Source organism: Streptomyces daghestanicus, assembly GCF_020521275.1.
Classification (GTDB): Bacteria; Actinomycetota; Actinomycetes; order Streptomycetales; family Streptomycetaceae; genus Streptomyces; species Streptomyces griseoviridis.
Genome location: NZ_BNDX01000010.1, coordinates 637,981 through 660,839, shown reverse-complemented (window position 1 = coordinate 660,839; position 22,859 = coordinate 637,981). Strand labels below are relative to the sequence as shown.

The 22,859-nt window shown below is 75.1% G+C and carries 22 protein-coding genes and 1 pseudogene; 15 read left to right on the top strand and 8 right to left on the bottom strand.

Annotated features, from left to right (window positions below; all coding sequences use genetic code 11):
* Genes Sdagh_RS22065 through Sdagh_RS22050 form a run of 4 tightly spaced genes read left to right on the top strand, consistent with a single transcriptional unit; the run spans position 1 to position 3,551 of the window.
* Entirely contained in the window at positions 1-822 is an 822-nt protein-coding gene (locus Sdagh_RS22065) for a hypothetical protein (RefSeq protein WP_190078283.1), read from the top strand.
* A gap of 46 nt (positions 823-868) precedes the next feature.
* Entirely contained in the window at positions 869-1,702 is an 834-nt protein-coding gene (locus tag Sdagh_RS22060; protein WP_189416516.1) for a CPBP family intramembrane glutamic endopeptidase, read from the top strand.
* The gene (locus tag Sdagh_RS22055) at positions 1,699-2,889 is read left to right on the top strand and encodes a sensor histidine kinase (RefSeq protein ID WP_226535524.1); all 1,191 of its coding nucleotides are present in this window, start codon (positions 1,699-1,701) and stop codon (positions 2,887-2,889) included. The genes Sdagh_RS22060 and Sdagh_RS22055 overlap by 4 nt, the downstream gene beginning before the upstream one ends.
* Positions 2,886-3,551 carry a response regulator gene (locus Sdagh_RS22050; protein WP_189416519.1) on the top strand — a complete coding sequence of 222 codons (666 nt, stop codon included), beginning with the start codon at positions 2,886-2,888 and terminating at the stop codon, positions 3,549-3,551. Before Sdagh_RS22055 ends, Sdagh_RS22050 begins: the two co-directional genes overlap by 4 nt.
* On the opposite strand, the gene Sdagh_RS22045 is transcribed toward Sdagh_RS22050, so the two are convergent.
* Positions 3,544-4,425: an alpha/beta fold hydrolase gene (locus Sdagh_RS22045; RefSeq protein WP_190078282.1), complete on the bottom strand. Its 882-nt coding sequence runs from the start codon at positions 4,423-4,425 to the stop codon at positions 3,544-3,546. The two genes, Sdagh_RS22050 and Sdagh_RS22045, sit on opposite strands and share 8 nt — an antisense overlap.
* Positions 4,426-4,504: 79 nt before the next feature.
* Positions 4,505-4,831 (bottom strand): annotated as a pseudogene (locus Sdagh_RS22040) (NUDIX hydrolase); the annotation flags it as partial.
* A 133-nt stretch (positions 4,832-4,964) separates the two neighbouring features.
* On the opposite strand from Sdagh_RS22040, the gene Sdagh_RS22035 reads away from it, so the two are divergent.
* Together Sdagh_RS22035 and Sdagh_RS22030 are read left to right on the top strand one after the other, a co-directional pair.
* On the top strand, positions 4,965-5,540 hold the full coding sequence (locus Sdagh_RS22035; protein WP_189416525.1) for a TerD family protein: 576 nt from the start codon (positions 4,965-4,967) through the stop codon (positions 5,538-5,540).
* Positions 5,541-5,781: 241 nt separating this feature from the next.
* Positions 5,782-6,861 carry an acyltransferase family protein gene (locus Sdagh_RS22030; RefSeq protein WP_308288757.1) on the top strand — a complete coding sequence of 360 codons (1,080 nt, stop codon included), beginning with the start codon at positions 5,782-5,784 and terminating at the stop codon, positions 6,859-6,861.
* A 42-nt stretch (positions 6,862-6,903) separates the two neighbouring features.
* Here Sdagh_RS22030 and Sdagh_RS22025 read toward each other — a convergent pair whose 3' ends face one another.
* On the bottom strand, positions 6,904-7,434 hold the full coding sequence (locus Sdagh_RS22025) for a DUF3291 domain-containing protein (protein WP_189416530.1): 531 nt from the start codon (positions 7,432-7,434) through the stop codon (positions 6,904-6,906).
* Positions 7,435-7,832: 398 nt separating this feature from the next.
* Between Sdagh_RS22025 and Sdagh_RS22020 the strand changes: the two genes are divergently transcribed.
* Entirely contained in the window at positions 7,833-9,692 is a 1,860-nt protein-coding gene (locus Sdagh_RS22020) for a hypothetical protein (protein ID WP_226535522.1), read from the top strand.
* A 12-nt stretch (positions 9,693-9,704) separates the two neighbouring features.
* On the opposite strand, the gene Sdagh_RS22015 is transcribed toward Sdagh_RS22020, so the two are convergent.
* Positions 9,705-10,592, bottom strand: a complete 888-nt coding sequence (locus Sdagh_RS22015) for an MBL fold metallo-hydrolase (protein WP_190009951.1) — start codon at positions 10,590-10,592, stop codon at positions 9,705-9,707.
* A gap of 129 nt (positions 10,593-10,721) precedes the next feature.
* Between Sdagh_RS22015 and Sdagh_RS22010 the strand changes: the two genes are divergently transcribed.
* The 5 genes from Sdagh_RS22010 (at position 10,722) to Sdagh_RS21990 (ending at position 16,744) form a co-directional block, all read left to right on the top strand.
* Positions 10,722-10,946 (top strand): hypothetical protein, encoded by a 225-nt coding sequence (locus Sdagh_RS22010; protein ID WP_190009953.1) that lies wholly within the window; start codon positions 10,722-10,724, stop codon positions 10,944-10,946.
* On the top strand, positions 10,933-12,381 hold the full coding sequence (locus Sdagh_RS22005) for an amidase (RefSeq protein ID WP_189416538.1): 1,449 nt from the start codon (positions 10,933-10,935) through the stop codon (positions 12,379-12,381). The genes Sdagh_RS22010 and Sdagh_RS22005 overlap by 14 nt, the downstream gene beginning before the upstream one ends.
* Before the next feature lie 124 nt (positions 12,382-12,505).
* Complete coding sequence (locus Sdagh_RS22000; protein ID WP_189417200.1) at positions 12,506-13,057, top strand: TetR/AcrR family transcriptional regulator; 552 nt, start codon at positions 12,506-12,508, stop codon at positions 13,055-13,057.
* A gap of 1,701 nt (positions 13,058-14,758) precedes the next feature.
* The gene (locus Sdagh_RS21995; RefSeq protein ID WP_189416541.1) at positions 14,759-14,962 is read left to right on the top strand and encodes a cold-shock protein; all 204 of its coding nucleotides are present in this window, start codon (positions 14,759-14,761) and stop codon (positions 14,960-14,962) included.
* Between the two features lie 276 nt (positions 14,963-15,238).
* A complete protein-coding gene (locus tag Sdagh_RS21990; protein ID WP_190009955.1) occupies positions 15,239-16,744 on the top strand; it encodes a DEAD/DEAH box helicase in 1,506 nt (501 codons plus the stop codon).
* Between the two features lie 25 nt (positions 16,745-16,769).
* Here the strand turns inward: Sdagh_RS21990 and Sdagh_RS21985 are convergent, their stop codons facing one another.
* Positions 16,770-17,135, bottom strand: coding sequence for a GvpU-like protein (locus Sdagh_RS21985; RefSeq protein WP_189416546.1), 366 nt, complete (start codon positions 17,133-17,135; stop codon positions 16,770-16,772).
* A gap of 132 nt (positions 17,136-17,267) precedes the next feature.
* Between Sdagh_RS21985 and Sdagh_RS21980 the strand changes: the two genes are divergently transcribed.
* Complete coding sequence (locus tag Sdagh_RS21980; protein WP_226535520.1) at positions 17,268-17,684, top strand: helix-turn-helix domain-containing protein; 417 nt, start codon at positions 17,268-17,270, stop codon at positions 17,682-17,684.
* Positions 17,685-17,775: 91 nt separating this feature from the next.
* On the opposite strand, the gene Sdagh_RS21975 is transcribed toward Sdagh_RS21980, so the two are convergent.
* Both Sdagh_RS21975 and Sdagh_RS21970 read right to left on the bottom strand, forming a co-directional pair.
* The gene (locus Sdagh_RS21975) at positions 17,776-18,801 is read right to left on the bottom strand and encodes a hemolysin family protein (protein WP_189416549.1); all 1,026 of its coding nucleotides are present in this window, start codon (positions 18,799-18,801) and stop codon (positions 17,776-17,778) included.
* Positions 18,798-20,150 carry a hemolysin family protein gene (locus tag Sdagh_RS21970; RefSeq protein ID WP_190078281.1) on the bottom strand — a complete coding sequence of 451 codons (1,353 nt, stop codon included), beginning with the start codon at positions 20,148-20,150 and terminating at the stop codon, positions 18,798-18,800. Before Sdagh_RS21970 ends, Sdagh_RS21975 begins: the two co-directional genes overlap by 4 nt.
* 221 nt (positions 20,151-20,371) lie before the next feature.
* On the opposite strand from Sdagh_RS21970, the gene Sdagh_RS21965 reads away from it, so the two are divergent.
* Both Sdagh_RS21965 and Sdagh_RS21960 read left to right on the top strand, forming a co-directional pair.
* A complete protein-coding gene (locus Sdagh_RS21965) occupies positions 20,372-20,827 on the top strand; it encodes a tellurite resistance TerB family protein (protein WP_189416555.1) in 456 nt (151 codons plus the stop codon).
* A gap of 32 nt (positions 20,828-20,859) precedes the next feature.
* The gene (locus tag Sdagh_RS21960; protein ID WP_189416560.1) at positions 20,860-21,108 is read left to right on the top strand and encodes a twin-arginine translocase TatA/TatE family subunit; all 249 of its coding nucleotides are present in this window, start codon (positions 20,860-20,862) and stop codon (positions 21,106-21,108) included.
* A 107-nt stretch (positions 21,109-21,215) separates the two neighbouring features.
* On the opposite strand, the gene Sdagh_RS21955 is transcribed toward Sdagh_RS21960, so the two are convergent.
* Positions 21,216-22,853: a penicillin-binding transpeptidase domain-containing protein gene (locus Sdagh_RS21955; protein WP_189416563.1), complete on the bottom strand. Its 1,638-nt coding sequence runs from the start codon at positions 22,851-22,853 to the stop codon at positions 21,216-21,218.
* Between the last annotated feature and the right edge of the window lie 6 nt (positions 22,854-22,859).

Here is a 22,859-nt window from a genome sequence, read left to right as displayed (position 1 = left end):
TTGAACCGCCGGACCGCGTCGACCGCCCTGTCCGCCGTGTGCTCCGCCGCGGCGGGCGCCGCACTCCTGGCCGGCGGGTCCCCCACCGGGACCGCCATGCCCGGCACGGCCCCCGAGGGGGCCGCCGTGTCCGCCGCCCGGCACCCGGCCGACCGCGCCGCCGGCGCGGCGCGGACCCGGGCCGGCCAGGACTCCGCCGCCGGCTCCGGCACGGACGCTCCGGCCCGGCGCGGGCTGCTGGTGCTCCCGACGGCCGGCGCCGGTGACGGCCCGGACCCCACCGCCCCCTCGCCGCGGACGCCGGGTGAGCGGGGCCGGGACTGCTCCCACGACCACCGGCCGCGCGGCCTCCGGCCCGTCGCCGGCGGCGGCCGGGCCCCGACCGGCGTGCCGGACCACGTCACCGGCGACCGCCCGGCCGTGCCCGCCGGCCGGCCGCTCGACGGCCACCTCGCCGCCCGCCACGCCCCCGCGCACCGGGACCGGACCACGGGCCCGGTGCCGCTGGACGCCGGCGTTCCCGCGCCGCGTTCCGGCAGCGCCCGGCCCCTCCCCGCCACCGGCCTCGCCGCCCTCCCGTCCGCCGGGCGCGTCCCGGTACGGATCGTCCTGAACGCCTCCCGGTCCGCCGGAAACCCCGGCTGCGGGCCCGCGCCGGAGGCGACGGGGACCGGGGGCCGGTGGCAGCGGCGCGGCCTGTTCCCCCGCGACCGCCCCACCACCGCCGCGCGCCGCGGCCACCCCCGCCACGCCGACCGGCCCGGCCCCGCCGGCGCCACCGTCCGGGACGCCACCGCGCGGGTCGCGGACGACCGGCACTGAACACGCCCCCAGAGAGCCCGCCCTCCCTCGTACCGAGAGGTTCCCCATGAGATTCGTCTGGCAGTTGCTGACCGTCGCCGCGGTGTCGCTCGTCGGCGGCCAGGCCGCCGCCGCGCTGGAGAGCAGCCCGTACCTCCAGTGCGCCGTCGGCGCCCTCGCCGCCGTCCTCGCCGTGCTCTGCTACGGCTGGGTGGTGCGGCGCACCGAGCACCGCCCGCCGACGGAGGTGTCCCGCGAGGGCGCCGCGCCCGCGCTCGGCCGGGGCGTGCTGATCGGCGCCGCGATGTTCGCGGCCGTCGTCGCCAACCTCTGGACCGCCGGGTACTACGACGTCCACGGCCTGGGCTCGCCGGCCGGCGCGGTCGGCCTGTTCGGCTTCATGGCCGCCGCCGCGGTGACCGAGGAACTGCTCTACCGGGGCGTGCTGTTCCGCTGGGTCGAGAAGCTCACCGGCACCTGGATCGCGCTGACCCTCACCAGCCTGCTGTTCGGCGCGTCGCACCTGCTCAACCCCGACGCGACCCTGTGGGGCGCGCTCGCCATCGCCGTCGAGGCCGGTGGCATGCTCACCGCCGCCTACGTCGCCACCCGCAGGCTGTGGGTGCCGATCGGCGTGCACTTCGGCTGGAACTTCGCCGAGTCCGGCGTCTTCAGCACCGAGGTCTCCGGCAACGACACCCAGCAGGGCCTGCTCGACGCCACGGTGCACGGCCCGACGGCGCTCACCGGCGGTGCCTTCGGCCCGGAGGGCAGCGTCTACTCAGTGCTGTTCGGCCTGATGGTGACGGCCGTGTTCCTGCTGCTGGCCCGCCGGCGCGGCCTGATCGTCCCCCGCCGCCGCGCCGACCGGACCACCGGCCCCGTTAACCTCGTCCGGTGACCGCGCTCTCCAACGCCCTGCGCCTGACCTACCGTTGGGTCCCGGAGACCTGGCGCCAGTTCGACGTGACCCCCTGGTACGTGCCGCTCGCCCCGATCCTGCTGGCCACCTCCTTCATCCCGACGCTGCGCAACCACGGCACCCAGCTCGGCGGGATGCCGGACCGCCCCTTCGACGTGCTCGCCGTCCTCGTCCTCGCCCTGGAGTGCCTCCCGCTGACGCTCTGCCGGCGGTGGCCGGCGCTCTGCCTGGCCCTGGTGTCGGCGGGGTTCGCGGCGGACCAGCTGCTCGGCTACCACTCCCTGGCGGGCACCGCCCTGGCCCTCGCGCTGCTGGGCGCCGGCTCCCGCCTGGAGCGGCACCGGGGCGTCACCGCGCTGGCCCTCTCGGCGGCGTACGTGCCGCTCGCGGTCGTCCTCGCCCGGCTCGGCACGGGCGAGGCGGTCAGCGGGTTCGTGATGTTCTACCTGGTGCTCGCCCTGGTCTGGGGCGTGGGCACGGTGATGCGCGCGGCCCGCAGGGCGGAGGCGGAGCGGCGCGAGCGGCTCGCCGAGGAGACCCGTACCGCCGAACGCACCCGGATCGCGCGTGAGTTGCACGACGTGGTCACCCACCATGTGACGGCGATGGTGGTGCAGGCGGAGGCGGCCCGCTATCTGACCGCGGCGCCCGAGCGCCTGGAACAGGCCCTGACCGCCGTCTCGGACACCGGCCGCCAGGCCATCGGCGACCTGCGGCACCTGCTCGACCTGCTCGACCCCGATCCCGCCTCCGAGGGCGCCGGGGCCCGGACCCCGCCCGTCGGACAGGTCCGTACGCTGGTGGAGCAGACCCGCCGGGCGGGCCAGCCGGTGGAGTTCACCGAGGAGGGCGGTCCGCCCGCGTCGGCGGGCAGCGCCGAACTGGTCGCCTACCGGGTGGTGCAGGAAGCCCTGACGAACGCCCTCAAGCACGCGCACGGCACGCCCACCTCGGTCCTGGTGCGGCACGGCGAGAAGGAGATCACCGTGGAGGTCGCCACGGCGGCGCCCCCCGGCACCGGCGGCACGCCCGTCGGCGGCAGCGGGCGCGGACTGGCCGGGCTGCGGGACCGGGTGGCCGTCCTGGGCGGCGAGTTCGGCGCGGGCGCCGGCCCGGACGGCGGCTTCCTGGTCCGGGCCCGCATCCCCGCGGGGGGCCCGGCATGACGGCCGCGGCGCCCACCCGGGTCCTGGTCTGCGACGACCAGATGCTGATCCGCACCGGACTGGTGACGATCATCGACGCCCAGCCCGACCTCGCGGTGGCCGGCGAGTGCGGTGACGGGCGAAGCGCCGTCGACCTCGCCGGGCGGCTGCGCCCGGACGTCGTGGTGATGGACATCCGGATGCCGGGCCTCGACGGCATCGAGGCCACCCGCCGCCTCGCCGGCGCCGGTGTCGCCCACCCCGTCAAGGTCCTGGTGGTGACCACCTTCAACCTCGACGAGTACGTCTACGAGGCGCTGCGGGCCGGCGCCAGCGGCTTCCTGCTCAAGGACGCGCCCCCGGACCGGCTGCTGCACGGCATCCGGACCGTCGCCACCGGCTCGGCGCTGCTGGACCCGGAGGTGACGCGCCGCCTGGTCGGCCGGTACGCCGCCCGCATCCGCCCCGCCGACGGCGCGGCACCCGAGGTGCCGCTGACGCCGCGCGAGCTGGAGGTGCTGCGGCTGATCGCGGACGGCCTGTCCAACACGGAGATCGCCGCGGCGCTGCTGATCAGCCGGGAGACCGTGAAGACGTTCGTCTCCCGCATCCTCACCAAGCTGGGGCTGCGCGACCGCGTGCAGGCCGTCGTCTACGCCTACCGGCACGGCCTGGTCACGTGACCGGGGCCGCGCCCGCCCCCGTGGGCGGCAGCGCGGCGACGTCGGCCAGGACCCGGGCCGCCGGTGCCGGGTCGACCAGCCACTTCAGGTGGCTGCCGGTGAGGGTGCGGACGTCGTAGGGGTTGTCCGGGGTCAGCGCGTCACCCTCGCGGATCATCCGGTCCTGCATGGCGAGCGGGATGGCGGCGTCCTCGGTCAGCCGCACGTACGACCGGGGGATCCGCCCCCAGGTGCCGGCCCGCGCGCGGTCGTCGGGGGTGCCGGTGTCGAGGTTCTCGTCGGGCTGGAAGGTGTTGAGGAACACCAGGAACTCATCGTCCGTGCCGTCGGCGAGGAACGCCGCCTTGAGGGAGGCGAGGACGGCGGGGTCGGCGGTGCGGAAGTTGGCGCGCAGCACGCCGAGTTCGGCCGGGTTCCCGGCCATCACCGAGGCGAGCCCCGTGCTGTCGGCCCCGGCCATCTCGGGCTCGGCGTAGTAGGCGCCGACCGGCAGGTCGACGGGGCACCAGGCGGAGACGTAGACGAGGCGGTCGATCAGGTCGGGCCGCCGGCCGGCCGCGACGGTGGCCGTGAGGCCGCCCCGGCTGTGCGAGACGAGGACGACGGGCCCGTGCCGCTTCGCGCGCTCCAGCACCCCGAGGAGGTGCGCGACGTTGTCGGCGAGCGTGACGCCCTTGAGGGCGCCGGGCGCGGTGGCGAGCCCCTCGGGGTCCTGCGGTGCCTGGTAGGCGCGCGGATACGTCGCCGCGAACCCGTGCCCCGGGAGGTCGACGGCGACACAGCGGTGCCCGAGGAGGCCGAGTTCGGCCTGGAGGGGGGCGAAGGAGAAGGAGTTCGCGAACGCTCCGTGCACCAGGACGAACGTCGGCTGCATCTGTACCCCCGTCTTCCGGCCGCCGCGGTATCGGCGGCGCGCGTACCACCGGTCGCGGCTCACCGTACGCAAGGGGAGATCATCCGCGCCAGGGGCGGGCGAACGGCCCCTCCAGCGCGGCCCAGTGCAGCAGCAGGACCGTCTTGCCGTCGGCGATGCGGCCGTCGCGGACCATGGCGAGGGCCTCGGTGAAGGGCACCTCCAGGACCTCGATGTCCTCGCCCTCCGCCGCCACCCCGCCGCCCGCCGAGGTCCGGTCGGCCGGCGTGTAGGGCGCGGCGTAGAAGTGGAGGCGTTCGGTGACCGAGCCGGGGCTCATGCAGGCGTCGAGGACGGGGGTGAGCGGGCCGAGGGCGACGCCGAGTTCCTCGGCGGCCTCGCGGCGGACGGCGTCGGCGGGCGCGTCCTCACGGCCGGGTGACACCCCCCATGTATCTACAAGGCTGTAGAAGTTAGGCTGTCGGGAGTCGGCCCGACCAGCGGGGCGCGGCGGGCGGCCCCACCGGGCACCGCCGGCACGGCACGAGAAGGAGTACGTCATGGGAGTGTCCCTGGCCAAGGGTGGCAACGTCTCGCTCAGCAAGGAGGCCCCCGGTCTGACCGCCGTCCTGGTCGGCCTCGGCTGGGACGTGCGCACCACGACCGGCACCGACTACGACCTGGACGCCTCGGCCCTCCTCCTCGACGCGTCCGGCACCGTCCTCTCCGACCGGCACTTCGTCTTCTACAACAACCTCAGGAGCCCGGACGGTTCGGTCGAGCACACCGGCGACAACCTCACCGGTGAGGGCGAGGGCGACGACGAGTCGGTCAAGGTCGACCTCGCCGCCGTACCCGCCGGGGTCGACCGGATCGTCTTCCCGGTCTCCATCCACGACGCCGAGAACCGCGGCCAGAGCTTCGGCCAGGTCCGCAACGCCTTCATCCGCGTCGTCGACCAGGCCGACGGCCGGGAGATCGCCCGCTACGACCTCTCCGAGGACGCCTCCACCGAGACCGCGATGGTCTTCGGCGAGCTGTACCGGCACGGCACCGAGTGGAAGTTCCGCGCCGTCGGCCAGGGCTACGCCTCCGGCCTGGCCGGCATCGCCGCCGACTTCGGCGTCCACGTCTGACCCTCGCGCCCCGGCAGGCATACGTCCGCGCTTCCCGGGCAGGCGCCCCCGGTCACCGCTCGCGTAAGCCGGCAGAGGGGAAGCGTCTCCGTCCATGGCCGAGGCACCGGACTCGACGACCACGCGCACGCTCGATCCACGGCCCGGTGACTCCCCCGGCAGACCCCCCGCCCCGGCGGCCCCCCGCAGTCCGCGGGGCGCCCGCCGGGGCTTTCCTTCGGCTCTCGCGCGCTGCGGCCGGGTGGACGCGCTGGACGGGCTGCGCACCCTCGCTGTGGCCCTGGTCCTCGTCTACCACGTCGAACCGGACCTGCTGCCCGGCGGCTCGGTCGCCGTCGACCTGTTCTTCACCATCAGCGGCTTCGTCATCACCCGGCTGCTGCTCGCCGAGTACGTCCGCACCGGCCGGATCGCCCTGTTCCCCTTCTTCCGCCGCCGCTGGCTGCGCCTGGTCCCGGCGCTTCTCGCGGTCTGCGCGGTCTGCGCGGTGCTGGACGCCACCACCTCCCTGTGGGCCTTCGACGGCGCCCTGCGCGCGGCCGGCCTCGCCGCGGTCTTCGCCGTCAACCTGGTACGGGCGTCCGAGCCCGGCCCGTACTCCGACCTGACCGCGCCCCTCGCCCACACCTGGTCCCTGGGCGTGGAGGAGCAGTTCTACCTCGTGTGGCCGCTGCTCCTGTTCACCCTGCTGCGCCTGCTGCGGGCCCGTACGGTCCTGATGTGCACGGCCGTCCTGTGCGCGCTGCCCGTGCTGTGGCGCTGCGCCCTGTGGGCCCCGGACGCCGCGCACCGCGTCTACAACGGCACCGACACCCGCGCCGACCAGCTCCTCGCCGGCGCGCTCGTCGCCGTCCTGCTGGCCCGGCTGCGCGCCGACGACCCCCGGCTGGCCCGGCTGCGCGTCTGGACCGGCCGGCTGGCCTGGCCCCTGCTCGGGTCCCTGCTCCTGGTCGCCTGGCAGGTCCCGGTGACCCGGCACACCGGTTGGTGGACCCCCCTCTGGTACACCGCCGGGCTCCTCGCCATGGCGGCGCTCTCCGCCACGCTCCTCACCGACCTGGAGCTGCGCCCCCGCGCCCGCCTCTCCCGCCTGCTCTCCCTCCCCGTGCTCGCCTGGCCCGGCCGCAACCTCAGTTACGGCCTCTACCTCTGGCACTACCCGGCGGTCCGCCTGCTGGCCTCCCTCGGCATGAAGGAGGGCCGGCCGGCGGCGACGGTGGTGCTGACCGGCGTGCTGGCGCTGCTCTCGTACTGGCTGATCGAGAGCCCGGTCCAACGCGCCCTCCGGAGGCGGACGTTGCGGGCGGACCGGGCGTCCTGACACGCCGCGCCCGCTCGTCCGCGCCCGCTCGCCCGGCCCCGCTCATCCGGTCCCGGTCGCCGGGGTTCCGTCCGGGGCGAACGCGCGGTGGAGGGTGAAGGCGTGCGGCGCGGGGCCGTGGTCGCGGAGGTGCTCCAGTCCGCGCACCCCCTCCCGCCAGGTCGGAGTCACGTCGTCGGGCACCCACCACGCCACGTGACTCGGGTGCCCCGTCCGCTCGAACCAGTCGTGCCGCCTGCTCAGCGCCGTACGGTGCAGGCCGGTGTGGACGGCGTCGAAGGCGGAGCGCGGGCCGGTCCAGAGGGAGAGGGTCGCGGCCAGCGCGGTGGTCTCTACCGTCCGGCCCTTGCCGTACCAGGCCGGTACGGCGAACTCCCCCCACGGGCCCCAGTCCGCCCCGAAGAGCAGACCCCGGTCACCGCCCGCGGGCTCGGCACGGGCGAGGTACCCGGGGTGCCGGCCGATCTCCCGGTAGACGGACTCCCCGAGGGCGTAGAACTCGCCCGTGAGAGGCGTGGGATCGGCGAGGGGGGACTTCAGGACGCCGAAGGTGTACAGCGCGAGCTGGGGCATGCGTCTCTCCCTGGTGCGGGGTGCCTGGTGCGGGGTGCCCGGTGCGGAGGGGCTCGGTGCGGAGGGGCTCGGTGCGGAGGGGCTCGGTGCGGAGGGGCTCGGTGGCCCACGGGGGCGTGGCCGGCTCGGCTCCTCGCGGGCGGCCCGGCCCGGACCGACTCCGGCGCGACCGTGGGCGGTCGCCGGGGACCAGGTGAAGGTAGCGGCCTTCGCGGGCCCTGTCGACGTTGCGTTTTCCCTGTTCACGTGGCTTCCCGTACCGGCCGTTCGCGGGCCGGCGGCGTCCCGTCGGGGGCGGCGTCCGCGCCGGACACGGCCAGCGGGTGCCGAGCCGTAGACTGCGCCCCTGAGCGCCGGCCCGGTCCGGCCGTGGTGCGCCGTCTGGGGGAGGACATCGCATGCAGGACCCTGCGGACCCGGCGGGGACCGCCGCGCCCGAGGCCGGCGGCCGGGACGGTGGCGCCGCGCCCCCCGGCACCGACGGTCCGGAGGAGGCGGCGGACAGCGGCGCGCCGGCGGCCTCCACGGTGCTGGCGGAGGTACTTCCCGGCATCGCCGTCGTCCTCGGTGAGGTGCCGCCGGAACTCGCGCCCGAGCTGGTCGACTTCGGGCTCGTACCGGCCGTCGACCGCGCGCGGCTGGCCGCCGTCCTCGCCTCGGTCGGCGGCGCGGCGACCGCGGCCGGCGCCCTCGGTGACGCCGTCGCCGGCGTGCAGGGCCTCTACCGGCTCAGCGACGCGACCCGGGCGCTGTTGAAGGCCGGCGCGACGCTCGCCGCCAAGGACGGCGCGAACCTCGGGACGGTCATGGTCCCGGGCCGCATCCTCGCCCAGGCCCGGTTCCTTCCCGTGACCTCGGTGAGCATGGCCCAGAACGCGGCCTCGCTCGGGCCGGCGCTCGCGATGGTCGGCCTGCAGATGCAGCTCAGCGAGGTCACCGGTCTGGTCAGGACCAACATCGCGCTGACCGGCCAGGTACTCGCGGCCCTCCGCAAGGAGCAGTGGTCCGAACTGGCGGGGCTCGTCACCACCGTCGACCGCGCCGTCGACCAGGCCCGCAAGGCCGAGACGGTCCCCACTTCGCTGTGGGAGAGCGTCGCGGGCAGTCAGACGCTGCTCGACAAGCAACTCGACCTCTACCGGCGCAACGTCCGCGACCACGTCCGGCAGATCGACGGGGCCGGCCCCCGGCACCGCCGCGAGTACCTCCAGGCGAACGCCGAGGCGATCGTCTTCGACGCCTACGCCCTGCTGTCCTCCCTCAAGGCGTGGACCGGGTACCAGGCGCTCCGCGCCGCGAGGGCACGCGCGACCGGCCGCGACGACGCGGACGAGGCACGGTTCGTCGGCATCGTCGCCCGCGACACCCGCGCGGAGCTGGACTCCGCCCTCGCCGCCACGACGAGCCTCGTCGGCTCGCTGACGCGGGAGCTGCGCGTCATCGCCGAACTGCCCGGACGGGACACCCTGTCCCAGTCGCTGCCGGGCCGGCGCAAGGACGCGAAGGCGGCCCGCCAGACCTCCGCCCGCCTCCTGGAGGCGATCCAGCCGCTCTCCGACGTGCTCCGTCCACCGGCCCCCGCGCTCACCGCGCCGGACGTCGTCTGCGCGCCCGAAGCGCTGGACCCGGCGCCGTACCTCCGCGTCCTGCGCTGGTTCCTGGAGGGCGGTGAGTCCCTGCGCGTCCTCGGTTTCCCCGACCAGGTCGATGCCCTCGGCCCGATCTCCGCGTTCCTCGGCGGCGCGATGGAGAAGCTGGCGGCGGCGCGGGACAAGGCTCCGGCGAGGACCCTGGTCGCGGTCACGGACCGCCGCGTCCTGACGGCCCGGGCGAACGCGTTCCTCGAACAGGGCGAGATCCGCCAGGAGATCCCGGTCGGCCAGGTGCGGTACGTCCGGGCGGCGTCCGCGCAGGACCGGAGCGGGCGCCGGGCGGTCGACCTCATCACACGGGACGAGAGCATCCGGTGGCTCTTCCGCGCCGGCATCGACAGCGCGGCGGTGGACGCGCTCGCCGCGGTGCTCGCGGAGTCGATGACGATCCCGGACGCGGAACGCGACGAGCTGCTGGGACGCCGGCGCCCCGCCGCCGAGGCGGACGAGCGGAGCGGGGACGCCGCCGCCGGGGCCGGTACGCGGAGCGGGGACGCCGCCGTCGGGGCCGGTACGCGGAGCGGGGACGCCGCCGTCGGGGCCGGTACGCGGAGCGGGGACGCCGCCCCGGGGTCCGCGGGGCCGGCCGCCGGCGGCCCCGGGTAGGCCGCGCGGGCGTCAGCGGCCCGGCACCGGTACCAGCCGGTACCCCTCCGCCTCCTCGACCACCCGCCCCGCGGTGGGCGGCGGGAAGTGGGTGCCCAGGAGGAGGGTGTCCGTGCCGGCGAGGGAGGCGAGGAGGGCGCGGCGGGTGGCTTCCGAGCGGGGCGGGTCGATGTCGACGCAGGCGCCGAGCGCGGGGTGCGGGAGCTGGACGGGGTGGTGGACGCAGTCGCCGGTGATGAGGGCGGTCGCGCCGCCGCTGGTGAGCTGGACGGCGACATGGCCGGGCGTGTGCCCGGGGGTCGGCAGCAGGCGCACGCCGGGGACGAGGTTGGTGCCGCCGGCCGGGACGTCGACGAGGTCGAGCAGGCCCGCCTCCTCCACGGGCCGGACCGAGTCCTCGAACATCTGCCGCCGGGGTCCGTCCATGGCGTACCCGGCCCAGAAGGCACGCTCGGCGCGTGAGGTGACGTAGCGGGCGCGGGGGAAGGTCGGGACCCAGGCGCCGTCCGCCCAGCGGGTGTTCCAGCCGACGTGGTCGGTGTGCAGATGGGTCAGGACGACCAGGTCGACGGTGTCCGGGGCGAAGCCCGCCGCGGCGAGCCGGTCGAGGTAGCCGGTGCGCAGGTCGTGCCAGGCCGGGTCGGCGCGGGTCTTGCCGTTGCCGATGCCGGTGTCGACGAGGACGCGCGCACCGTCCGGCGTCCGGACGGCGAAGCTGTGGCTGGCCAGGCGCAGGACGCCCGCGTCGTCCGCGAAGTCCGGCCGCAGCCAGTCCTGCCCGCGGACCAGGCCGGCGGTGGCGCCGGGCAGCAGCCACGCGCCGGTCCCGGGCGGCAGGGGGGTCTCGTCGACGCGGTGGACGGTGAGGTCCCCGACGGTCCAGGTGGGGGCGGCGTGCATGGGGTCCGGCTCCTTCGCCGATGGAGAGTCGCTTAAAGCAATCAGTTTGCCTTAAGGAGACCCTAGGCCCTACGGTCAACTAACGCCAACTCTTTGCTTTTAGCCGTACCGCCCCGAGGAGCAGCAGCCATGCCCACCGACGACCTCACACCCCCGGAGGCGGCCCGCTGGGCCGCGCGGGCCGGACTGCCGCTGGCCGAGGACCGGCACGCCCGCGTCGCGGCCACCGCCCGGCACATCCACTCCGTCGTCTCGGTCCTGCGCGAGCTGGACTTCGGCGACGTCCCGCCCGCCGCCGCCTACTCCGCGCACTCCGACCACTTCGCCGAGGAGCCCCGCCATGACGCCGGCTGACCTGACCCTCGCCGCCGCCGCGGCGGCGATACGGGACCGGCGGCTGTCCCCCGTGGAGCTGGTGGAGTCCGTCCTCGACCGGATCACCCGGGTGGAACCCGGGCTGGGCGCCTACGCCACCGTGACGGCGGACCGCGCCCGCGCCTCGGCGCGCGCCGCCGAGGAGGAGATCGCCGCCGGACACCACCGCGGCCCGCTGCACGGCGTCCCCATGGGCCTGAAGGACCTGATCGACGTGGCGGGGACGGCGACCTCGGCCGGTTCCCGTGTCCGGGACGGCCACCGGGCCGGCACCGACAGCACGGTCGCCGCCCGGCTGTCGGAGGCCGGCGCGGTCCTGGTCGGCAAGACCCACACCCATGAGTTCGCCTACGGCCTGATCACGCCGCAGACCCGCAACGCCCGGAACCCCGACCGGGTCGCCGGCGGTTCCAGCGGCGGCTCGGCGGTCGCCGTGGCCGCCGGTACGGCCACCTTCGCCCTCGGCACCGACACCGGCGGCTCGATCCGGGTGCCCGCCGCCCTCAACGGTGTCGTCGGCCTGAAACCCACCTACGGTCTCGTCCCCCGTCACGGCGTGACCGCGCTGTCCTGGTCGCTGGACCACGTCGGCCCGATCACCCGCACCGTCGAGGACGCCGCCCTGGTGCTGCCGGCCCTGGCCGGGTACGACCCCCGGGACCCCGCCTCCGTCCGGAGCGGGCCGCCGGACCACCGCCCGGCCCCGGAACCGGACCTGACCGGCCTGCGCGTCGGCGTCCCGCACACCTACTACTTCGACCACGTCGACCCCGAGGTGGAGGCCGCCGTCCGGAGGGCCGTCGACCGGCTCAGCGACCTCGGCGCGCGGCTCACCGAGGTCGGCGTGCCGCTGGCCCGCTACATCCAGGCGACCCAGTGGGGCCTGATGGTCCCGGAGGCCACCGCCTACCACGCGCGGACCCTGCGCGACACCCCCGACCGGTACGCCGAGGACGTCCGCGTCCTGCTGGAGGCCGGGGAGCTGATGCCGGCCGGCGACCATCTGCGCGCCCAGCGCGCCCGCACCCTGATGCGGCGGGAATGGGCCCGGCTGCTGACGGAGGTCGACGTGATCGCCGCCCCCGCGGTCCCGCTCACCGCCGTCCCCGCGGGCCGGGAGAGCGTCACCTGGCCGGACGGCACGGTCGAGGCCGTCTCCGACGCCTACGTACGCCTCTCCGCGCCGGCCGACATCACCGGCTTCCCCGCGCTGACCCTCCCGGTCGGCCACGACCACGCGGGCCTGCCGATCGGCATGCAGCTCCTGGGGCGCCCCTTCGAGGAGGCGACCCTGCTGCGGACCGGGCACGCCTACGAACGGACGGCACCCGCGGTCCGCCCGCGGGAACACGCGCCGCGGGACACGGTGCCCGGTACGGGAGGCGGCGACGCGGGGATTCCCGCCGGCGCGTGAGGCGCGGCCGGTCACGTCCCGCACCTCAAAAGCCAGGCGTTCGCTTTAAGGGTCGTACGATGGCAGGTCCCGCGCCGAGGTGGCGGGGAGACCGAGGAGAGGCGGAGCGGTGAGCCCCCGACAGATGGTGCGTCCCGGCGGGCGCAGCGCCCGGGTCCAGGAGTCCGTGCACGCCGCCGTGCGCGCACTGGAGTCCGAGGTGGGCCGCGACGCCCTGACCGTGCCGCTCATCGCCCGCCGCGCGGGCGTCACCCCGTCCACGGTCTACCGCCGCTGGGGCGACCTGCGGGAACTGCTGTCGGACGTCGCCGTGGAGCGGCTGCGTCCCGAGACGGAGCCCGAGGAACTCGGCAGCCTCGCCGCCGACCTCACCGCCTGGACGGAGCTGTTCCTGGACGAGATGGCCTCGCCCGGGGGCCGCGCCTACGTCCGCGACGCCCTGCTCGGCGACCCGGACGGCGGCAACGCCGGGCAGTGCTCGGCGTACGCGGCCGAGCAGATCGAGGTCGTCCTCGCCCGCGCGGCCGGCCGCGGCGAGGCCGTCCCGGACGTGGAGACGGTAGTCGACCGCGTGGTCGCGCCCCTGATGTACCGCATCCTGTTCCGCCCGGCCGGCCTGGACGCGTCCTACGCCCGTGCCCTGGTCGCCGGGCTGCTGGACCCGTCCGGCCGCTGACCGGCCCCCGAGGACGGCGGCTGCCCCCGCCGGGACCGGCGGCGTCGGCGGCGGCTCCCGGCGGGTCCGGCAGCCCGACGCGCGGTGGGGGCGGGAGACGGGCCGCTGCTCTCCGGCGTACGTGATCTTCGCCGTGCGTTCACCGTCCCGTCCGCCTGTCCCGGCCCCGGGGGTGCGACGATCCGGCCGCAGTGGCCGTATCCGCACGTACCCGAGGCTGGAGGCGGAGTCGTCGGCGGCGCCGCCGGCCCAGGTGACGTGGGTGTCGGCGAGGTGGGCGGTGATCTCGGGCCAGGCGGACCTTCGCCCCTCGTACGCCTGGACCGGGAGTCGATGAAGGCGGGGCTCGCCTCGGCCTCCTCGTGGCAGCCGGTGACCGTCCCGCCGCCGGTCTCCGTCTCCGCGGGCTCCGGACCCCGGAAGCGGGGACTCATGACGACCTGGCCGCCCAGCGATGAAGCAGTCGACGACGAGGGGGTGGCCGTCGAACTGGAAGCCCCGGGGTTCGATGGCCGACGGGGTGCCGAGGACCGTCCAGCAGCAGGCGTCCTCGTGGAAGCGGCCGGTCCGGCCGATCGCCTCGCCGGCCGCCTGGCTGATCCGGCGGACGCGCTCCGTCGTCTCCAGCCCGCCGGCGCTCGGCGCGGTCTGGGGCAGGACGGTGCCGAGCGCCTTCCGGGGGTCGGTGAGGCCGGCGGGGGAGAGGAAGGTCTCGGCGGCCGTGAGGACGGGGGCGGTGGCGGCCTTGGCGGAGCGGACCGTGAACAGGTCGTCGATCCGCCTGCCGTCGGTGGTCAGGCCGAAGAAGTCCCCGGTGACGGTCCGGTCGCCGGGTCCGCCGCCCGCCCCGGCGCCCGGGGACCCGCTGGGCGCGGCGGACGCGTCGGCGATCGCGGTGCCGGTGCTCTCCCCGGCCGGTGCCGACCGGGCGCCGGCGCCGCCCATCGGGGCGACGGCCGTGGCGCCGGAGGCGAAGAAGACCTTGCGCGGAAAGGAACGGCGCTCCGCGTGGGCAGCCGGGCGTCCTCGTGGCGCAGCCGGCGCGGCACCTGGGGGGCCGTCCGGATCGGGCAGCATCCGGTCCGGGACGACGGCGTGCGGGGCGCAGCCGCGCGCCGCGGTGAGCGCGCCGCGGCCGTCGCGCGCGAGGAACGGCCGCCGGCCGGCCCCGGTGACGGCCCGGGCCGGCGGTGCGGCCGGCCGGGGCTCGTCGCCGACGATCAGCACCCGGACCGTGGCCGGGCGGGCGGCGGAGCGTTCTCGGGCGGCAGGCATACTGGTCGGCCTGTTCCGCGACGGCTGGGAGCACCCTGTGGAGCAACCGTGGTGCCGGCTGTGGGATACGTCTCTCCGGGCCATCCGGGTGATCTCGCCCGCCCGTGCGCCGACCGCCCGCCGTGCGGGCATCGCAGGAGGTCACGGCCGTGCGGCCGGGATGCCGCGCCGCGACCCTGCGCCGGGGGCGGGCCAATATCTGTGCCGGCCACGTAAGAAATTGTCGTGACCTCCGGGGAATATTCCTGGAAACGGCACGTGAGGGGTGCACGGGCCGGAAAATCTTCCCCGACATCGGCGAGAGTGCCGTGCTAGTGTCGACGTCAGTTGCAGTTGGTTGCCAGTCTTTCCGACGGGGTGATCATCGCGGCGACCGAAGTACACACAGGGTGTGCTTCGTGCACCGTTCTCCGAAGGAGATTTATTATGGCTTCCGGTACCGTGAAGTGGTTCAACGCCGAAAAGGGCTTCGGCTTCATCGAGCAGGACGGCGGCGGCCCCGACGTCTTCGCCCACTACTCCAACATCAACGCCCAGGGCTTCCGCGAGCTCCTGGAAGGTCAGAAGGTGACGTTCGAGATCGCCCAGGGCCAGAAGGGCCCGACGGCGGAGAACATCACTCCTGCCTGACGACGCCGTCGGGTGACCGACGCGTACTTCACAGCTGGGGCCCGCACCGTGGGGTGCGGGCCCCAGCTGATTGCTTTCCGGGACATCGGATCGGATTCCCGGGGTATTTCCCCGTTCCGGGACGGACGCGAAATCCGTCCGTTTCGGCACGCCGGGTGAATACCCGGCCCACTTCCCTGCCCGTACCGTCATTTTCCGGCTCGTTCTCGCGATTCTCAGCGCCGTACCACCGCTGCGGGAATTCCTTGACACGCGCCGCGTCGAGGAAGGTTCCCCATGAACCGTGCACGTGCCGACCGCCCCTACGACCGCTCCGGCTCCTCCGCCGCCCGGCGCTCCGGCGGTCCCCGCCGCCGCCCCCAGGGCAACGGCGGCGGGCGCCGTCCGGCCGCGTCCCCGGGCGGTGAGTTCGCGCTGCCGAAGACGGTGACGCCGGCCCTGCCCGCGGTCGACGCCTTCGCCGAACTGGACCTGCCCGCGAAGCTGCTGGCCACGCTCACCGCCGAGGGCATGAGCGTCCCGTTCCCCATCCAGGCGGCGACCCTGCCGAACTCGCTGGCCGGCCGGGACGTCCTCGGCCGCGGCCGGACCGGTTCCGGCAAGACCCTCGCCTTCGGCCTGGCGGTCGTGGCCCGTACACAGGGGCTGCGCGCCGAGCCCAAGCGCCCGCTCGCCCTGGTCCTCGTGCCCACCCGGGAACTGGCCCAGCAGGTCACCGACGCCCTCACCCCGTTCGCCCGTGCCGTCGCGCTGCGGCTGGCCACGGTGGTCGGCGGCATGTCGATCGGCCGGCAGGCCGGGGCGCTGCGCTCCGGCGCGGAGATCGTCGTCGCGACGCCGGGCCGGCTCAAGGACCTCATCGACCGCGGCGACTGCCGGCTGGACGACGTCGCCGTCACCGTCCTGGACGAGGCCGACCAGATGACCGACATGGGCTTCCTGCCCCAGGTCACCGCCCTGCTGGACCAGGTGCGCCCGGACGGGCAGCGACTGCTGTTCTCCGCCACCCTGGACCGCAACGTCGACCTGCTGGTGCGCCGCTACCTCACGGACCCGGTCGTCCACTCCGTCGACCCGTCCGCGGGCGCGGTCACCACGATGGAACACCACCTGCTCCACGTGAACGACGACGACAAGCAGCGCACCGCCACCGAGATCGCCGCCCGCGACGGCTCGGTGATCATGTTCCTGGACACCAAGCACGCGGTGGACCGGCTCACCAAGCACCTGCTCAGGAGCGGCGTCCGCGCGGCGGCCCTGCACGGCGGCAAGTCCCAGCCGCAGCGCACCCGGACCCTCTCCCAGTTCAAGGACGGCCAGGTGACCGCGCTGATCGCGACCAACGTCGCGGCCCGCGGCATCCACGTCGACAACCTGGACCTGGTCGTCAACGTCGACCCGCCGGGCGACCACAAGGACTACCTGCACCGCGGCGGCCGTACCGCCCGCGCGGGCGAGTCCGGCAGCGTGATCACCCTGGTCACCCCGGGCCAGCGCCGGGAGGTGACCCGGCTGCTGTCCGCCGCCGGGATCGTCCCGCAGGTCACCCGGGTGCGGCCGGGCGAGGAGGAGCTGACCCGGATCACCGGCGCCCAGGCCCCCTCCGGCATCCCCGTCGTCATCCCCGTGCCCGCGCCCGCCGCGGAGCGTCCGCGCGGCGCCGGGTCCTCCTCCCGCCGGGGCCGTCGCCGCTCCTCCGGCACGGGCCGGACGGGCGGTGGCACCGGCCGGTCCGGCGGAGGCGGGGCGCCGCGCCGCCAGGGCACGGGCGGCGCCCGGTGACCCCCTCCCCCGGGGTCCGCGGGTCCTACTGGTCGGAGTAGCTGAAGTCGCCCACGGTCCAGGCGCTGACGTCCCTGATCGCCACGCGGTACATCCCGCCGGTCTCCGGAATCCCGAGACTGCCCTGGAGGATGCGCGCGAGGTGGAAGTGCAGATGCGTGGGCGACTGGTCCTGGGGCCGGTCCCGCTGCCGGACGAAAGCGTCGGCGAACGGACTCAACCGGTCGGAGGTGCGCAGCACCTCCGCCACCCGCTCCCTCCAGGTGGCCTCAGGGGCCAGGCGGCCCGTGATGACGGCACCCCCGGTCACCACGGTCAGTGACATCTGATTGCTCGACTCCGACTCCACCATCTCGGCGATGGAGACGAGCAGCCCATCAGTGTTCGGCATGAGATCGAGTCTATGGGTCACCCGAAGAGGCCCGGCCGCCGCGGCGGCCGGACGCCCCGATGGTGTTGAATCGTCCAGGGGCCCGGCGCCGTACGGCGCCGGGCCCCTGGACGCGTTGCACTACGAGGTGACATGACAGCAGGCAATCCGCTCAGCGAACGGCTGGACGACGACGACTACCCCGCGTACACCATCGGCCGGGCCGCCGAGATGCTCGGCACCACTCCCGGCTTCCTGCGGGCCCTCGGGGAGGCTCGGCTGATCACCCCGCTGCGCTCCGGGGGCGGTCATCGGCGCTACTCCCGCTACCAGTTGCGGATCGCGGCACGGGCCCGCGAACTCGTCGACCAGGGGACCCCGATCGAGGCCGCCTGCCGGATCGTCATCCTCGAGGACCAGCTGGAGGAGGCACAGCGCATCAACGCCGCGTACCGGCGGGCCGCGGCCGAGGCGGAGGACGGGCAGGACGGCGGGGGGAACGGGGACGACGGGGACGACGGTCCCGGAAGGGACGGTCCCGGACACGCCGGTGCCGGGACCGCCGGGTAGCGGCGCCGGACAGGGCGGCGGGCCGCCGCCGGCCGGTTTCCCGGCCTGCGGCGGCCCGTGTGCGGTGGGCGGTGGGCGGTGGGCGGTGAGGTCAGCCCACCGGCTCGGCCGCCGGGCCCACCAGTTCGGTCAGGACGTCCTCCATCGTGACGAAGCCCAGGACCGTGCCCGTCTCGCCGGTCACCGCGGCCAGGTGGCTGCCCGTGGCGCGCAGGGCGGTGAGGGTGTCGTCCAGCGGGGTGTCGATGCGGACCCGGGTGACCGGGTGCAGGGCCGTGCGCGGGAACGGACGGTCGCGGTCGGCCCGGCCCAGGGTGTCCTTGATGTGGAGGTAGCCCAGCAGGGTGCCGCCCGGCCCGCTGACCGGGAAGCGGGAGAACCCGGCCTCGGCGGCCAGCCGCTCCAGCTCGGCCGGGGTCACGGTGTGCGTGACCGTGCGCATCCGCTGCGGCGGGACCAGGATCTCGCCGACCGGGCGGGTGCCCAGCTCCAGCGCGTCGCGCAGCCGTTCGCCGTCGGCCGGGGCGAGCAGTCCGGCCTCGCTGGCGTCGTCCACCATGCGGGCGAGCTGGTCGTCGGTGAAGACGGCCTCGACCTCGTCCTTCGGCTCGACCCGCAGCAGCTTCAGCAGGGTGTTGGCGAAGGCGTTGATCCCGAAGATCACCGGCTTGAGCGCCCGGGTGAGGGCGACCAGCGGCGGTCCGAGGACCATCGCGGTGGCGGCCGGGGCGGCCAGCGCGATGTTCTTGGGGATCATCTCGCCGATCAGCATGTGCAGATACGTGGCGAGGGCCAGGGCGATGGCGAAGGCGATCGGGTGGACCAGGGCGTGCGGCATGTGCACCGCCTCGAAGGCGGGCTCCAGCAGGTGCGCGATGGCCGGTTCGGCGACCGCGCCCAGCACCAGCGAGGAGACGGTGATGCCGAGCTGGGCGGTGGCCAGCAGCGCGGAGATGTGCTCCAGGCCCCACAGCGTCATCCGGGCCCGCTTGTCGCCCTTCTGCGCGCGCGGCTCGATCTGGCTGCGGCGCACCGAGATCAGGGCGAACTCGCCGCCCACGAAGAAGGCGTTGGTCACCAGCGTCAGGGCGCCGATGAGGAGCTGGACGGCGGTCATCGGGCCATCTCCTCGTGCGCGTGGCGGTCCTGGCGGTCCTGCTCGGGTACGGCCGCCGGGGCGGGCGGCGCGGTGACGCGCAGCCGGTCGGCGCGGTGGTGGTCGACGTCGAGGACGTCCAGCCGCCAGCCGCCGTCCAGCTCGACCGTGTCGCCCTTGGCGGGAATCCGGGACAGGTGGGTGGCGACCAGGCCGGCGAGCGTCTCGTACGGCCCCTGCGGCGCGCTCAGCCCGATCGGGGCGAGCTGGTCGATGCGGACCGAGCCGTCCGCCTCCCAGGTTCCCTCGCCGGCCGGCTGGAGGTCGGGGGCCTCCACCGGGTCGTGCTCGTCGCGGACCTCGCCGACGACCTCCTCGACGATGTCCTCCACGGTGGCCACGCCGGCCGTGCCGCCGTACTCGTCGATGACGACGGCCATGGTGCGGGCGGCGCGCATGCGCTCCAGGAGGCGGTCGGCGGGCAGGCTGTCGGGGACCAGGAGGGGCGCGGTGGCCAGCGCGGTGACCGGGGTGACCGCCCGCTTCTGCGGCTCAAGGGCCAGGACGTCACGGATGTGGACGGTGCCGATGACCTCGTCCAGGCTGTCCCGGTAGACCGGGAAGCGGGACAGGCCGGTGGCGTGCGACAGGTTGGCGGCGTCCGCGGCGGTGGCGTGCGCCTCCAGGGCCTTGACGTCCACGCGGGGCGTCATCACGTTCTCCGCGGTCAGCTCGCTCAGGTGCAGGGTGCGTACGAACAGCTCGGCGGAGTCGGCCTCCAGGGCGCCCTCGGCGGCCGAGTGCCGGGCGAGCGCGACCAGTTCCTCGGGGCTGCGGGCGGAGGCCAGCTCCTCGGCGGGCTCCAGGCCGAAGCGGCGTACGACGCGGTTCGCGGTGTTGTTCAGGTGGCCGATGAAGGGGCCGAAGGCGGCGGTGAAGCCGCGCTGCGGGGTGGCGACCACCTTGGCGACGGCCAGCGGGCGGGAGATCGCCCAGTTCTTGGGCACCAGCTCGCCGACGACCATCAGGACGACGGTGGACAGGGCCACCCCGAGCACGGTCGCCACGGTGGACGCGGCGCCGCCCAGGCCCATCGCCTCCAGCGGCCCGCGCAGCAGCGCGGCCAGCGACGGCTCGGCGAGCATGCCGATGACCAGGGAGGTGACGGTGATGCCGAGCTGGGCGCCGGAGAGCTGGAGGGTGAGGCGGCGTACGGCCTTCAGGGCGCCGTCGGCGCCGCGCTCGCCGTTCTCGGCGGCGCGCTCCAGGTCACCGCGCTCGACGGTGGTGAGGGAGAACTCGGCCGCGACGAACACGGCGCAGAGCAGGGTGAGGAGGACGGCCAGCAGAAGCAGCAGGACCTCGGTCACCGTGCCACCCCCGCTCCGACACGGGTCGGGACAGGGCCGGTACTGGGAGGCTCCATTACGGAACGGGGCTCCTTTTGAGTCAGAGGGTCGGGTCCCATGGTAAAGGAAGAGCAAAGCCGCGCCAACGGCTCTACTTGACTGTAGAGAACGGCGCGCCTTCGCGGAATGTTCCCCGGCGATCCCTGATAGCTTCTACACAACTGTAGAGGAACGGAGTGCTCATGGCCCTGTGGGACCGTCTCAAGGAGTCCGCGTCGCAGATGCAGACCCAGCTCGTGGCGAAGAAGAACGACCTCAGGAGCGGCGCCTTCCGCGACGCGAGCATGGCCATGTGCGCCCTGGTCGCGGCGGCCGACGGTACGGTCGACCCGTCCGAGCGGCAGCGGGTGGCGCAGCTCATCGCCTCCAACGACGTGCTCCAGAACTTCCCCGCCGACGACCTGCGCCGCCGCTTCGAGGCCAACCTGGACAAGTTGACGGCCGACTTCGCGTTCGGCAAGGTCAGCGTGTTGCAGGAGATCGCCAAGGCGAAGAAGAAGCCCGCCGAGGCCCGTGCGGTGGTCCAGATCGGCATCGTCATCGGCGGCGCCGACGGGGACTTCGACAAGGACGAGCAGGCGGTGGTGCGCGAGGCGTGCTACGCCCTCGACCTGCCGCCGCACGAGTTCGATCTCTGACCGATCCGACCAAGAGGGGACAGGGGGGCGCGGTGTTCGGACTGAGCGAGCTGGCGATCATCCTCATCGTCATCGCCGTCGTCGTGGGCGTGAGGAAGCTGCCGGAACTGACCCGCTCGGCGGGCAGGTCGGCCCGCATCCTCAAGGCCGAGGCACGCGCGATGAAGGAGAGCGAGCCGGGGCCGGAGGCGGCGGGCCGGGAGCCGCGCGTCATCCAGGGCGAGGCGGTCCGCCGGGACCCCCCGGCGGCCGGCGACCAGGGACCGGCCGGGCGGAGCTGACGGCACGGGGTCTCCCGCGGGACCCCTCAACGGGGTTCCTCGGCGGAGGCCCTCCCGACGGCGCCCCCCGCTCCCGCCCCGGAGCGGGGGGCGCTCCCCGTGCGGGCTCAGGCCGGGTCGTCCGGCATCGCCGCCAGCAGGCTGCGCACGACGGGCCCCGCCCCGCCGCCCCCGGTGAGGCCCTCCTCGACGACGCAGGCCACGGCCACGTTGCCGCGGTGGGCGACCAGCCAGCCGTTGTTCTCCTGGTCGTCGGAGACCTCGGCGGTGCCGGTCTTGGCGCCGACCTCGCCGGGCAGGTCGGCCAGCATGGTCGCGGACCCCTCGGTGACGGTGGCCCGCATCATGTCGCGCAGCCGCGTGACGACCTCCTCGGGCAGCGGCTCGGTCGACGTGCCGTCCTCGGTGCCCGCGGTGACCGACGGCTGGTGGAACCGCCCGGAGACCGCGGTCGCCGTCACCGACGCCATGATCAGCGGGTTGGCCTGCACCCGGCCCTGCCCGATCATCGCGGCGGCCTTCTCCGTCTCGTCCCCCGGCACCGGCACCGCCCCGTCGTACGTCGGCACACCGACGTGCCACTCCTGCCCCACCCCGAAGTACTTCCGGGCCACCTCGCCCAGCTCCCCGTCGGCCAGCTTGCCGCGCAGGCTGATGAAGGCGGTGTTGCAGGAGCGCGCGAAGTCCTCGCGGAAGGTGGCGCCCGGGTACGACGAGTCGCCGACGTTGGTGAACTCCTTGCCCACGGTCAGCTTCTGCGGGCAGTCCACGACGTCGCCGGGCGCGACCGCGCCCTTCAGCAGCAGGGCGCTGCTGGTCACGATCTTGAAGGTGGAGCCGGGCGCGTAGGTGCCGGAGGCGGCGCGGTTGAAGCCGGACGCGGGGTTGTTGGCCATGGCGAGCACCTCGCCGTCGTCGACGCGCAGCGCGACCAGCGCCGCGTTCTTGCCGCCGGCCTCGCCCAGCGCCCGCTCGGCGGCGGCCTGCCAGTCGGCGTCCAGGGTGGTGCGTACCGGCCCGTCGGACGCGGCCCCGGCGCTCTCGTCGCCGAACTCGGCCTCCGTGCGCTCGACCTCTCCGGTGGCCCGGTCGACGAGCCGGACCGCGCCGCGCGGCCCGCCGCCCGCCGTGCCGCCGAGGTGGGCGGTGATCGGCGCGAGGGACGGCAACTTCCCGGCGGACAGGGTGCGGCCCCGCCGGTCGGTGACCTCGGCCTGGTCCGTCTCCGCCCGCTCCAGGCGGAACTTCTCCGTGTCGCTGAGCCGCGGGTGGACCAGCGACAGCCGCCAGTCCACCTTCCAGCCGCCGTCGTCCTGCTCGCGCAGCGGCAGCGTGGATCTGTAGGTCCAGGTGCCGAGGCCGGTGACCGGCATCTTCGCGGTGAACGGCACGGTGACGGTGCCGTCCTCGCCCTCCGTCGCCTGCTCCGGCGGGGCGGCGGTGAGCTTCGGCCCGCTGATCTCCAGGCCGGCGGTGAAGCTCTCCAGGATCTCCGCCGCCCCGGCCGGGTCGGTGGTCCGGCCGCCCGCGGCGTCGAGGCGGTCGGCGGACCAGTCGGCGAGGAAGGCACGGGCCTGGGCCAGGGCCTCGGGATCGGGTCCCTCGTCGCGGGCGAAGGGGCCGAGCCCGGCGGCCCAGGAGCCGCCCGTCGCGACCGCCAGCACCACGGCGACCGCGACGCCCGCGCGCAGGGCGGTACGGGGCGCGCGGCGACCGCGGGTGATGTCGTCTCCGGTGGGGGACATGGATGC